Source organism: Olsenella sp. oral taxon 809 str. F0356 (genome assembly GCF_000233535.1).
Lineage (GTDB): Bacteria > Actinomycetota > Coriobacteriia > Coriobacteriales > Atopobiaceae > Olsenella_I > Olsenella_I phocaeensis.
On record NZ_JH376563.1, the window covers coordinates 1275166 to 1287780 of the forward strand.

Below are 12615 nucleotides of genomic sequence, written 5' to 3' on the forward strand. Positions count from 1 at the left end.
TCGACCTGGACCCACCTCCGCCGGAAGACGAGTCCTGCCCTTGCGGTGCCTGGCCTTGCTTGGGCTCTTGCAGGGTCACATAGAGCCCGGTCCTCCCCCTCGAGAAGATTCCCTCCTGCGCCCAGGCGGCTCGCGCCACGAGCCCCAGGGGCGCCAGGGCGAGCGCGGTCGCCAAGACGATCCTTGCCAGCCGGAATGTGCCCGCCGTCCTGGTGCGGCCACGGTCATCATCTCTCATCTCGAACTCACCCCCCTGGTCCTGAGGTCACCCGGGGCGACGGTCCAGTTGATGCCGCCCACCTGCCTCTCCCTCACGAGGAGGGTGGCGTCGCTCACGCGCCCCCGAAGCCCGTTGAGCGCGAGGCTCCGCTCCCTCTCGACGTTCCACTCCAAGGGGTTCTTCGGCGCCGAGGGACGCGCGTAGTCTCCGAGCCTGACGGCGCTTCCCCCCTCGGGGGTCATCTCGAGCTCCACCTCACCATCGCGTGGGTCAGAGGAGACGATCCTCACGCCGCCTCCCGAGTGGACGGAGATCTGGCTCACGTGCACTCCCATGTCGCTCTGGTTCGCGATCGCGACGACGCCGTCTGCGGGCCCATGGACGCTTCCGTCCTGCTTGGCCTCGTAATGGATCGCGACGGGGATCCTGACCTTGACGCGCTTGGGCTTCCACTGGGCGTAGAGCGTGACCTTCTCGCCTTCCTTGGACGATAGGTTGCGCACGCTTTGGCCGAGCTCGTACGACTTGCCCCTCCCGTCGGGTGCGGCGTTCCAGCCGACGAGGTCGAACACCTCGCGCTCGAAGCCGCCGTCGGGGATGCGGACGTCCTCGTCGAATGTCGCCGCGAGGTCCCTCACCGACCCGTCGGCATCCTCGGCGTTGGGGTCGAAATGGATGGAGTAGCGAATCGCCTTCCACTGCGCCCGTACCGTCGCGTCTCCCTCGCCAAAGCGATAGCTCTCCCCGTCGACCCTGCCATCGCCTTCGAGCTTCCACCCCTGGAACTGGTAGCCTTGCCTCTGCGGTCGCTCGAGCGTGGTGCTGCTGCCGTATTCCTGCGTCAGGGTGGTGGGAGAGCCGCTCTTGCGCCAGGTCCCGCCCATGGGGTCCACGGTCAGGCGCTGGGACGACTTCTGCCAGACGGCATGGAGGCGCACCGTGCCCCCGTCCTTCTCGGACAGGTTCTTGACCTGCTGCCCCTCACCGTAGTCTGGCTTGGATGCCTTTGGGTCGCGGGCCCACCCCTTGAACACGTGGCCCGCGCGCTTGAACCCGCTCCTTGGCAGCGTGCTGGGCTCGTCGTAGCTTGCCTGCACGTTGGGCGTCCCACCCGAGGTGGCGCCGTTTCCCTCGAATGCGATGGTGTAGCGGTTCTTCCTGTAGCGGGCAGTCACGGTCACGTCAGCGGTGACGGGCTTGTAGTCGCCGTCCCACCTGAGGAAGGTCCTGCCACGCACCGTGGGCGGCTCGGGCGTGCTCGCGTTGGAGTGGTAGATGACCTTCTTCTTCTGGATGACCTTGCCGTCCTCGCCATTCACGAAGGTCACGGTATTTTCTTGGACGTCCAGGTAGATTACTATGCCGTCTGCGTATATGCCCTTATGCGAGACGTCTCCCTCGCTCACGGTCTTGCTCTGCTCCGCGCTCTCCAGCGGATGCATGCGGTACTTTACGCTGTAGTGCTTCAGCGCCTCCCCCTCGAGCCTTACGGCGAAGCCTATCGCGGAGCGCCCGCCCACGTTGTCCTGACCCGCCGTCTGGCCGTTCTTCGCCCAGGCGGAGTGGGACCCGTCCGAGTAGAGCAGCCTGTAGCTCACGGAACCGGCGGAGTCCGTGCCTCCGACCCATCTGACCTGCAGGCCGCTGAGGACTCCGTGGTCGATCCTCCCTCCCAGGACCCTTCCCGCGTCTGCCGGGACGTCGGTGTGGGAGTTGTCCGTCTTCGCGGTTGACCAGCCCGTCCAGCCGCCCTTGCGGTCGTTGGGGTTGCAGAAGTAGCCCCTGAAGCTGAGCTTGGGGTACACGTACTTGCTGTCTGTGGGCGCATACGCCGAGCTGACCCTCGCCATGCCCGCGACGAGTTCCTGGTAGCTGACGCCGATGGGTGCCAGCCCGTCATCCGAGGGCATCCCAGTCGCCTCGTCTTGGGCGGGGGCGGGGTCCTCCCGGCCGGCTGTGCCCTCAGTGGCTTCTTCCGGCTTTCCCATCCTCGGCTCGCCTTCCTGGCATACCTCCTTGTCACTGTCCAGCCCGTGATCGTTCCCTGCCGTCGTTCCCTCGCCAGCAGGCGCGACGGGCCTGTCGGACGGGCCTGCGCCGTGCCCGACCGACTCCCCGGTCCCGCCGTCGGATTCGTCCGGCACCGCTGGGGCGGGCCCCTCGCCTTCGGAGGCGGAGGGATTCGATGTCGTGTCGGTGTCGGGGGGTGTCTCTGGCTCCGCGCCGTCCCTCGCGGGCGATGGGGGCTCGGCCGCCGCTGCGGATGTCTCCCCGTCGCACGTGTCCGCCCCGTCCGCGGGAGGGTCCACGTCCTTCTCTCCGTCCCCTTCCCTCTCCGAGGCCTCGTCGCACCCGTCGGCGCCGCGCCCAAGACCGTCGCGCTCTGGCTCTCTGCCATCTGGCTGTCCCTGCCCTGGCGCCTCCCTTTCCTCGGTGTCGTCGAGCTCCGCCAGCGCCTCCTCGGGCCATTGGGCAAAGAGCGTCACCACGCCGTCCCTGGCATGGGGGAGCAGGTCCTCCAACTCTCCCTCGTCCACCTCGCCGTTGCCGTTCGCATCGTCCCAGAGGCTGGTCCCACGTAGCGGCGTCCCTCGTCTGACGAGCCTCCCCGTGCCCTCCTTGTCCAGGGCCCAGCCCAGCGGCTCATGGGGGCCAAGGCTGATGCCCGACGGGTCGAGCAGGGAGGTCCTCCCCGCGGCAAGGGGCTGGTCGGGGCTGCTTCCCCGTGCGAGCTCGGAGTTCTTGTCAAAGCTGAGCGTCAGTTCGTCCGTCGACTGTCGTCCCAGCGCCCCCGCCGCTGCCGGGATGCTCGCGAGGCCCATCGACGCCGAGATGACGCACGATATGGCGAGCCTCGCCGGACGTCTGCATGACCCGTAGGCCCAATAGGCCCTCGTGCACGGTGGTCTTCTCATCTGCCTCTCCTCTCCCTCCATTGGCCCTCCCGCGTCACGCGCCTCACGCCTGCGCCTCGGATGGCTCGGCGTTGGTTCCCGGCCTCACGGTCCAGTGGATCTCTCCGACCTGGGTGTCCTTCGCGGGGTCGATTCCCCCGAAGCCCGAGATGCGGCCGGTCAGGCCGTTGAGGTAGAGCTTGTTGGCGTCGTCTGCGATGCGCTCCTCGCCCGAGGGCTTGGTTGACCTCGCGATGTTCCACTTGCCCGCCCGAAGGTCGCGCTCCCCTTTGTAGTCGCCCAGGTCGATGGAGTCGCCGTTCGAGTTGGTGAGGCTGAGCCAGATCGAGTCGGCCTTGCCCTCGCGCTCCGCCTGCTCCTCCTGCCCCTTCGTGACGATGGCCGCGCCGTTGCCGTCGCTCACGGACGCGCTCGCGACGTGGACGGGCATCGTGGAGTTGTTGGAGAACTTGATGACGTTGTCCTTGGGGCCGCTCAGCGTCCCCGCGGAGTCGGCCACGTAATGGATGGCGACCGGGATGGTCACGCGGATCTGGTCCAACAGCCCGTCGGGGTCGTCCGGGTCCTTGCCCTCGGGGGTCGTCAGGGCGCTGGCGTCTGCCACGACGTAGAGCCTCGTCTCTCCCCTGGAGCTAGGCAGCGGCGAGCCCGCCGTCTCCTTGCCAGGCGCGGTTTCGGAGTCGGCGGGGGGCTGGGCCGTCCTCTCGCCCCCGTCCCCCTCGCCGTTCCTCTGGTCCGCACCCTCCGCCAGAGGCGCGGCGGCCGCGTCCGTCACGCTCGCAGGCGCGGCGTCCGCCCGCGCCTCCTCGGCCAGTGCCGCCAGGGGGGAGGAGAGCGCCAGCGCCACCCCCAGCCCGGCCATGACGGCCATCCGCGCGCAGCTCCTGCAAGTGTTGCCCATGTCCCGCATATTCCCGCCTTCCTCCGTGGTCCCTGTTGCCGCATCCGGGCGGACGCCCGCCCTGGTCGCCTATTCCTGGGGACGGCAGATGATGTCCACCTCCGCCGCGCACGACGCCCCGAAGCTGTTGTGTCCGAGCAGCCTGCCCTCGTTCGAGAGGAGCGACACGCCTCGCTCGTAGCCCTGGAACTCGACCACGGCATGATGTGTGCCCGCCTCGAGGGGGTGGCTCAGGTCGACGGTCTGCAGCTGCTCGCCAGGCGAGAGAGCGCCGGACTCGAAGAGCAGGTCGTCGGGCCTCTCCCTCTCGAAGATCCGTATGCGCTGGTCGCAGTGGTTGGTCGAGGGGTTCTCGAGGCGTGCCTCCACCGAGGTCTGTCCCTCCTCGAGCTCCATCGCCGCGGCACAGCTTATGTCCATGGAATAGGCGTCCGCCTCCGCCTGCCGGTCGAGATCCCGCGCCTCGTCGCCCTCCCTTGCCAGGGCGTCGTAGGAGCCCAGGCTGACCCGTGGGTCCTTCCAGCCGGCCTCGAGCAACCGTGGGGCCTGGAGCGCCGCCGCCGCGAACGCCAGGCCGAGGACGACGAGCGCCAGCACCCTCGTCCCTCGTGGGTTCCGGGCCGACATGCCCCTGCGTCCCCGTGCCTTCCGCCTCTTCACCTAATCCCTCCTCGTCCGTCGCCGAGGGAAGTGCTTCCCTGGCATGGCGGCCGCCCCGAGGGGCGCGTGAGACAATCGTCCGACGGGAGGGCGTCGGTGGGCCCGGGCTTTTAGATTGAGCTGGCAGCAAGCTGGCGCATAGCTCGCGCCAGTCTGCGGCGTCGCAGGTGGGAGGACGTGCATGGACGCACGCAGGCGGCCATGCCCCTCCATCCGCCGCCGTTGGCGGGCAAAGGGCGCCCGCAGGGGGCGGTGAGGCGAGCGGTGACGGAACTTTTATGCAGGGGGATGCCATGACGATGCGCCGCGTCGCCGCTTCGCGCACGCTCGCGCCGTGGGGACCGGCACCCTCGCGCGGCATGGCGGTCGTCGAGCCGGTCGAGCGGTTCCACGACCTCCGGTGGGGACCGGCTCGCCCGCGCGGCATGGCGGAGGGGCAGGCCGAAAACCAGTCCGGCCTGCCCCTCCGTCGTAACTTCCGTGTCGTGTCGCGATGTCTGGCTAGCGGGTTCCGCCCCTGTCTCCGGGATGCCTCCTGCCGCGCCTGGCGCCCGCCTCGCCACGGTCGGGCGAGAGGTTGAAGCCACTCTCCGCCGCCTTCGCCCTTCGACGGGACTGGGGGCGCGGCCTCTGGGTCGTGGCCGGCTTGGCTCCGCCGTCCTTCCGTGACGGGCGGCCAGACCCCTTGGCGCGGACCTGCCGGGAAGTGGCCTGCCCCGCCTTGTTGGTGCCTGGCCTGGGATGTTCGGTGGCCATGCCTGCCGCGGCCGGGCCTTCCGCCGCGGCCTTCCGCGCCCTGCGGGCGTCCGCCATCTTCTTGCGCGCCTTCTTTCCGGGGAGCTTCTCGTGCGGGTCGCGGCCGGGGTCCATCCTAACCGGGTCCCTGCCTAGGTCGAGTCCCTCGGCGCGCGGGAACGGGGGGATCACCCTGCCCATGAGCCCCTCAGTGTCGCGCAGGTCGAGGTAGTCGTCCTCGGTCACGAAGCTCAGCGCCCAGCCGCTCTCTCCCGCGCGGCCCGTGCGGCCGATGCGGTGGATGTAGTCCTCGGCGTCGCCCGGCACGTCGAAGTTGACCACGTACGAGACGTCGGGAATGTCGATGCCTCGGGCCAGCACGTCGGTCGCGACCAGGACGTCAACCTGCCCGTCACGGAAGTTTGCCAGCGCCCGCTCCCTCTGGTTCTGCGAGCGGTTGCCGTGGATGGGTGCACAGAGCACGCCCGCCTTCCTGAGCTTGCGGCAGATGCCGTCGGCGCGGTGCTTGCCGCGACAGAACACGATCACCCGCCGCGAGCCCTCGCGCCGGAGCAGCTCGGCGAGGACGGCGTTCTTCGCCTCGGGGGACACGGGGAGCACGTACTGGTCGACGGTTTCGGCCGCGGTGCCCTTGCGGGCGACCTCCACGCGGACGGGGTGCCTTACCAGCGACTTGGTGTTGGAGAGGACGTCGTCGTCCAGGGTGGCGGAGAAGAGGAGCGTCTGGCGCTGGCTCGGGGTCGCGGCGACGATGCGGCGCATGTCGGGGAGGAAGCCCATGTCGAGCATGCGGTCGGCCTCGTCCAGGACGAGGACGCGCACGGACGAGAGGTCCGCCTCGTGTTGGTTCATGAGGTCCTGGAGGCGGCCCGGCGTCGCGACGAGCAGGTCGCAGCCCCTCCTCAGGGCCTGCCTCTGGGGCTCGTAGCCGACCCCTCCCACCAGCACGACGGTCCTGTGCCCGGTGTGGCGGCAGATGAGCTCCGCCGCGTCCTCGATCTGCTGTGCCAGCTCCCTGGTTGGGGTCACCACCAGCATGAGGGGTCCCTCCCCCTTGCCCGCGTGCCCCAGCCCGTCGAGGGTCGGCAGCAGGAACGCCGCCGTCTTGCCCGTTCCCGTCTGGGCGGCCGCCATCACGTCCTTGCCGGCGATGACCTGGGGTATCGCCAGGCTCTGCACCGGCGTCGGCTCGTCGTAGCCCAGCTCCTCCACGGCCGCGAGGGCCCTCTTCGAGAGCCCAAGCCCCCCGAAGCCGTCCGAGTCCTCCCGGACGGCCGCCATGCCACGGCCGGACCGGCCGCCGTTCTGATTGCTCATGCGCTTCCCATCTGCTTGCTTCCGCGACCCTGCGCGGCGATCTTCCAAGGCGAGGGGGCCAGGCTGCAGGCACGGCACCTACTCGCAACTACATGGTACGCATGGGCGCCGACCTGCGCGTCGCCGACCGCCCCGCTCTTCCAAATAAGCGCAACTCGGTATCATCGGGGTCGAACGGTCGTCTGCGTCGCCCGTCGGCGGGCGCGTCCCAGGGAAGGTGGTGCGCATGGATAAGCCGGAGGCGGCTGGCTTGGCGGGGGCTGGCGCAGGGGCCCGGGCCCGTCCGGACGAGGGTCCCCTCGCCCGCATCCGCAGGCTCCTGGAGCCCGACCCCCGCCTGTGCGAGCGCGTCTGCTCGACGAGCGCGGAGTGGGAGGGGAGGGTCTTCTCCGTGGAGCTGCTCGACGTGGCCCTGCCGGACGGCAGTCACGGCAGGCGCGAGCTGGTGCGTCACCACGGCGGCGCCGGCGTCGGGGCCATCCGCGAGGACGGCTGCATCTGCCTGGTGAGGCAGTTCCGGGTGGCCCTGGGCAGGGTCTCGCTCGAGATACCGGCGGGAAGGCTCGAACCGGGCGAAGACGGCCCCCGCTGCGCCGCGCGCGAGCTCGGCGAGGAGACGGGCCTCGTGGCCGGGAGGCTCGAGCCCGTGGCCCGCTCGCTGGGCTCGCCCGGCTTCACGGACGAGGCGACGCAGGTCTTCCTGGCGTACGAGCTGAGCGCCGGCAGCTCCCATCCCGACGAGGGGGAGCTCGTGGACGTCGCCTGGGTCCCCTTGGACGAGGTCCTCGCGGGGATACGGGCGGGCCTCATCGACGACGGGAAGACCATCGTCGCCGCCCAGGCGGCGGCCCTGCGGGCGCACGGGCTCGCCTGATACCATCGAGGAAACGCCGCACCATCGAAAGGAAGGCCCATGAGCACAGCCAAGGACCCGTCTTGCTCCCCCGAGCGCGACCTCATCTTCGTCGAGCCCGTCTTCCACGGGAAGATCTGGGGGGGCAGGAGGCTCCAGGAGGAGTTTGGCTACCAGATCCCCGACGGCCCGGTGGGGGAGTGCTGGGCGATCTCGGCACATCCGGCGGGGGACTGTCGTGTCGCGTCGGGCGCCTTCGAGGGCAAGAGGCTCTCGGAACTCTGGGACGGTCATCGCGAGCTCTTCGGCGGCGCCACGGGTGACCGCTTCCCCCTCCTGGTCAAGATCCTTGACGCGGAGGGCGACCTCTCCATCCAGGTCCATCCGGACGACGCCTACGCTGCGGAGCACGAGGGCGGCTCCCTGGGCAAGTGCGAGTGCTGGTACGTGCTGCACGCGGACCCCGGTGCGACCATCGTGGTGGGGCAGCGGGCGAGGAGCCGCGAGGAGTTCGCCCGCAAGGTGGAGGAGGGCGACTGGGACGGGCTCCTCAACGAGGTCCCCGTCCACACGGGGGACTTCTTCCAGATCGACCCGGGCACCGTGCACGCCATCAAGGCGGGGACCATGGTGCTCGAGACCCAGCAGTCGAGCGACGTCACCTACCGCGTGTGGGACTACGACCGCCTGCAGGCGGACGGCAGCAAGAGGGAGCTGCACCTCGCCCAGAGCCTGGACGTCATCGACTACGACGCCGAGCCCATCTCCTCCGGCCACGTCGACGCGAGGGAGGCCGACGGGGTGACGGAGCTCGTGAGCTGCGAGCGCTATGCCGTGGAGCGGGTCAGGGTCGCGGGTGAGAGGACCCTCCCTCCCTTCCGGGACTTCGCCTGCGCGAGCGTGGTGGACGGAACGGGCAGCGCGGGCGGGCACGCGGTGGGGAAGGGCGACCACTTCGTCGTCCCGAGCGGCCACGGCAGGCTCGCCCTTGCGGGGAGGATGGAGCTGGTCGTCTCGTACGTGCCCAGGTAGGTCGCCTCGGGTCCTCGCCTCCGGCTCGCGGGACCGAGCCGCCCCTCCGTGGTACCATGGTCGCGCCCTTTGCGTGCGCCCTTAGCTCAGCTGGACAGAGCATCGGTCTTCTAAACCGCGGGTCAGGCGTTCGAATCGCCTAGGGCGCACCACGATCCAGACGCGCGGACCCACCTGGCAAGTTCCGGGTGGGCCCGCGACCTTTCCCAAGACGTGTCGCACGCCGCGAGCCCGACCCCGAATTGGGGTACGTTGGACGGTATTTCTCCTCCAGACGCGGCCAATTAAGGCATAATGGCCTTACATGATCAGTGGCCGAGAGGAGCACACGTTGATTTATACCGTCACGCTGAATCCGGCGATCGATTACGTAATGCACCCCCTTACGCTCGACATGGGCTTCACCAACCGCTCGTCGAGCGAGGAGCTCTACTGCGGGGGAAACGGAATCAACGTCTCCACCATGCTCAACGAGCTCAAGGTCCCCAACGTCGCGCTGGGAATCGCCGCGGGCTTCACGGGCGACTACCTCATCAAGGAGCTGCAGAAGGGTGGCATCTCGTCCAACTTCGTAAGGCTCGAGCACGGCTTCACCCGCATCAACGTGAAGCTCAAGGGCATCGTCATGACCATCGTCAACGGCATGGGCCCCAAGATCTCGGAGAAGAAGGTGGACGAGCTCCTCGAGCGCATCGACTACATCGGCTCGGGGGACACGGTCGTGCTGACGGGCTCCATCCCCAAGTCGCTCCCCGAGGACATGTACGACGTCATCATGAAGCGCCTCGAGGGCCGTGGCATCCGCTTCGTCGTCGACGCGCCCGGGACCCTGCTGCTCGAGGCCCTCAACGCCAAGCCCTTCCTCATCAAGCCCAACAACCACGAGGTGGGTCGCATCTTCGACGCCCGCCCCGAGACCCCGGAGGAGTGCATCCCCTTCGCCAAGGAGCTCCACGAGCGCGGCGCCCAGAACGTCATCGTCTCGTGCGGCGGCCACGGTTCCCTGCTCTATGACGAGAACGACGGGGTACACACGGTTCCCACCGCCAAGATCCGCCTGGTCAACGCCACTGGTGCCGGCGACTCGATGGTGGCGGGCTTCGTTGCGCAGGTCCAGGGCGGCGCCGACTACGAGACCGCCCTGCGCTTCGCATCCGCCTGCGGCACGGCCACCGCGGCGAGCAAGGCCATCGCGAAGCGTGCCACCGTCGACCGCGTCTACGAGCAGCTGAACAAGATCATCGCCGCACAGGCCTAGGGCCGGTGCCGTTCCATAGAACCACCTTCCTGGCAGCCAACGCGAAACCACATTATTGGGATCGAATCGTTTGGAGGACCCTATGTTCGAAGGCGTCAACGCATCAGACGGCTATGGAATCGGCGTGGCGCAGGTCGCGGTTGCCCCAGACCTCAGCTTCACACCCAAGGTGCCCGAGGACGCGGGCGAGGAGAAGGCGCGCTACGACGCCGCACTCGAGAAGTTCGTCGCGCAGACCAACGCCCAGATCGAGCGCATGAGGAAGAGCGTCGGCGACGAGGCGGCCCTCATCATGGGTGCCCACATCGAGTTCGCCGAGGACGAGGGCATCAAGGAGATGGTCAACGGCTCCATCGACTCCGGCATGTGCGCGGAGCAGGCCGTGAGCAAGGCCTACGACATGTACTACAACATGTTCTCGAACATGGAGGACGAGCTCTTCCGCGAGCGTGCGGCTGACGTCGCCGACGTCAAGACCGGCCTCTTGGCCGACCTCCTGGGCAAGGAGGTCGTCGACCTCTCCACCCTGCCCGAGCATTCCATCGTCGTCGTCCACGAGCTCACCCCCTCGATGACGGCCGACATCGACAAGGAGAACGTCGCCGGCATCGTGACCGAGACCGGAGGTCGTACCTCTCACTCCGCCATCATCGCCCGCGCGCTCGAGATTCCCGCGGTGCTCTCCGTCGCAGGCGCCACCACCAACATCAAGACGGGTGACATGGTCGTCGTGGACGGCAGCAAGGGCAGGGTCGTCGCCCAGCCCACGGCAGGCGAGCTCGAGAAGTACCGCGCCAAGGCCAAGGCGTATGCGGACGAGAAGGCCGCGCTCGAGGCCTATCGCGGCAAGGACACCGTGACCGGCGACGGCGACAAGGTCCTGCTCGTCGCCAACATCGGCAATCCCGAGGACGCCAACAACGCCGTCGAGCATGACTGCGAGGGCATCGGCCTCTTCCGCTCGGAGTTCCTCTTCATGGACGTCTTCGAGCTGCCCAGCGAGGACGAGCAGTTCGCTGCCTACCAGAAGGTCGCCCTGCGGATGAAGGACCAGCCGGTCATCATCCGCACCCTCGACGTGGGCGGCGACAAGGAGATCCCCTACCTGAACCTCCAGAAGGAGGAGAACCCCTTCATGGGCTTCAGGGCCATCCGCTACTGCCTCAACAACCCCGAGCAGTACAAGGTCCAGCTCCTCGCCCTCCTGCGCGCCTCCGCCTTCGGCGACATCAAGATCATGCTGCCGCTGGTGACCTCCCTCGAGGAGATTCGCCAGGCCAAGGCCCTCATCGAGGAGTGCAAGAGGGAGCTCGACGCCCGCGGCGTCGCCTACAACAAGGACATCGAGGTCGGCACGATGATCGAGACCCCCGCAGCCTCCCTCATCGCCGACGACCTCGCCGCCGAGTGCGACTTCTTCTCCATCGGCACCAACGACCTCATCGGCTACACCATGTGCGCCGACCGCGGCAACGACCGCGTCGCCTACCTCTATGAGGCCTACCAGCCCGCGGTGCTCCGCTCGCTCAAGCGCATCATCACCGAGGGCAACAAGGCGGGCATCATGGTGGGCATGTGCGGCGAGGCCGCGGCAGACCCGCTGCTCATCCCCGTGCTCATCTCCTTCGGCCTGGGCGAGTACTCCGTCTCTGCCCCCTCGATCCTGCGCACCCGCCGCATCATCAGCGAGTGGACCAAGAAGGAGGCGGACGCCCTCACGGAGAAGGTCCTGAGCCTCAAGACCGCGGCCGAGGTCAAGGCCGTCCTGCAGGCGGCCGCCAAGTAGCCCTTGGCGCGTCATAGACTCCGTCGGGGGAGGGCCGCCGCCTTGGCGCCCTCCCCCTCCCTTTTGTGAAGCCTCGCCCGTCTCGGCAGGGCCGACCGGCGCCAGGCCTGCTGGAACCCGGGCCATGGTGCCCTCGTGCTGGCTTCCACCTACAGGAGCGTGAACCAGTTCCTCTCGCTTTGCAGGACGCCCTCGTCGCGAAGGCGCGAGATCTCGCTCGAGAGGGCGCTCCGGTTGACCGAGAGGTAGTCCGCGAGCTGCTGGCGGGTGTAGGGGATGGCGAAGCTGGGACTGCCCTGGCGTGCCGACTCGTCGGAGAGGAAGGCGAGGAGCTTGTCACGCGTGCTGCGCTGGCTGAGGTAGCGGAGCTTGCTTCCCAGCATGAGGTTCTTGGAGGCCATCTGCCCTACCAGGTTGGAGAGGAGGCGCAGATGGAAAGGGCAGGCGGACGAGCAGGTCCGCAGCATGCGGCGGACGTCCAGCCTGAGGAGCCGGACGTCCCTCACCACCACGACGGATACCGGGAGCATGGCGTCTGGGGAGCAGGCATAGGCCTCGCCGAAGGACTCTCCCGGTCCGAAGCTGCCCTGGATGTTGCGATTGCCGAGCCAGTCCTCGCGGATCACGTGCACCTCGCCCGACTCGACCACCCACACGTGGGCGTCCCGCTCTCCCACGCGCAGGACGTACTCGCCCTCCTCGAACGAGACCATCCTCGCCCCGAGGCAGGGGAGCATGCGGGCGACCTCGAGTGCGTCCATGCCGGAGAAGAGCTGGGTCCTGCGTGCGGCCTCGACCTGGGGGAGAAGCTCCTTGGGCACGAGCGAGAGGCCCGTCGGGACCTTGGCCGTCTCCTTCTCTCTCGATTTTGTCATATTTCTTCCCTTTATGTTGTAAAAGCAACGGAAACGTTTGAA

9 protein-coding genes and 1 tRNA gene are annotated in these 12615 nt (G+C 68.4%); 5 read left to right on the forward strand and 5 right to left on the reverse strand.

Annotation, left to right across the window (positions count from 1 at the left end):
* Positions 1-234 precede the first annotated feature (234 nt).
* The 4 genes from HMPREF1008_RS05815 to HMPREF1008_RS05840 all read right to left on the reverse strand — a co-directional run bounded on the left by HMPREF1008_RS05815 (position 235) and on the right by HMPREF1008_RS05840 (position 6769).
* Entirely contained in the window at positions 235-3135 is a 2901-nt protein-coding gene (locus HMPREF1008_RS05815; protein WP_198003157.1) for an InlB B-repeat-containing protein, read from the reverse strand.
* Between the two features lie 43 nt (positions 3136-3178).
* Entirely contained in the window at positions 3179-4036 is an 858-nt protein-coding gene (locus HMPREF1008_RS05830) for a hypothetical protein (protein ID WP_156797613.1), read from the reverse strand.
* A gap of 69 nt (positions 4037-4105) precedes the next feature.
* Positions 4106-4696: a hypothetical protein gene (locus HMPREF1008_RS05835; protein ID WP_009278928.1), complete on the reverse strand. Its 591-nt coding sequence runs from the start codon at positions 4694-4696 to the stop codon at positions 4106-4108.
* Positions 4697-5197: 501 nt separating this feature from the next.
* A complete protein-coding gene (locus HMPREF1008_RS05840) occupies positions 5198-6769 on the reverse strand; it encodes a DEAD/DEAH box helicase (protein WP_009278929.1) in 1572 nt (523 codons plus the stop codon).
* Between the two features lie 226 nt (positions 6770-6995).
* On the opposite strand from HMPREF1008_RS05840, the gene HMPREF1008_RS05845 reads away from it, so the two are divergent.
* From HMPREF1008_RS05845 to ptsP, 5 genes are all read left to right on the forward strand, one after another.
* A complete protein-coding gene (locus HMPREF1008_RS05845; protein ID WP_009278930.1) occupies positions 6996-7643 on the forward strand; it encodes an NUDIX hydrolase in 648 nt (215 codons plus the stop codon).
* Between the two features lie 39 nt (positions 7644-7682).
* On the forward strand, positions 7683-8654 hold the full coding sequence (locus HMPREF1008_RS05850) for a type I phosphomannose isomerase catalytic subunit (RefSeq protein ID WP_009278931.1): 972 nt from the start codon (positions 7683-7685) through the stop codon (positions 8652-8654).
* A 75-nt stretch (positions 8655-8729) separates the two neighbouring features.
* A tRNA-Arg gene (locus tag HMPREF1008_RS05855) sits at positions 8730-8806 on the forward strand.
* 179 nt (positions 8807-8985) lie between these two features.
* Positions 8986-9912 carry a 1-phosphofructokinase gene (gene pfkB, locus HMPREF1008_RS05860; protein ID WP_009278932.1) on the forward strand — a complete coding sequence of 309 codons (927 nt, stop codon included), beginning with the start codon at positions 8986-8988 and terminating at the stop codon, positions 9910-9912.
* A gap of 82 nt (positions 9913-9994) precedes the next feature.
* Positions 9995-11698: a phosphoenolpyruvate--protein phosphotransferase gene (ptsP, locus tag HMPREF1008_RS05865; RefSeq protein ID WP_009278933.1), complete on the forward strand. Its 1704-nt coding sequence runs from the start codon at positions 9995-9997 to the stop codon at positions 11696-11698.
* A gap of 149 nt (positions 11699-11847) precedes the next feature.
* Here ptsP and HMPREF1008_RS05870 read toward each other — a convergent pair whose 3' ends face one another.
* Positions 11848-12573 (reverse strand): Crp/Fnr family transcriptional regulator, encoded by a 726-nt coding sequence (locus HMPREF1008_RS05870; protein ID WP_009278934.1) that lies wholly within the window; start codon positions 12571-12573, stop codon positions 11848-11850.
* Positions 12574-12615 lie beyond the last annotated feature (42 nt).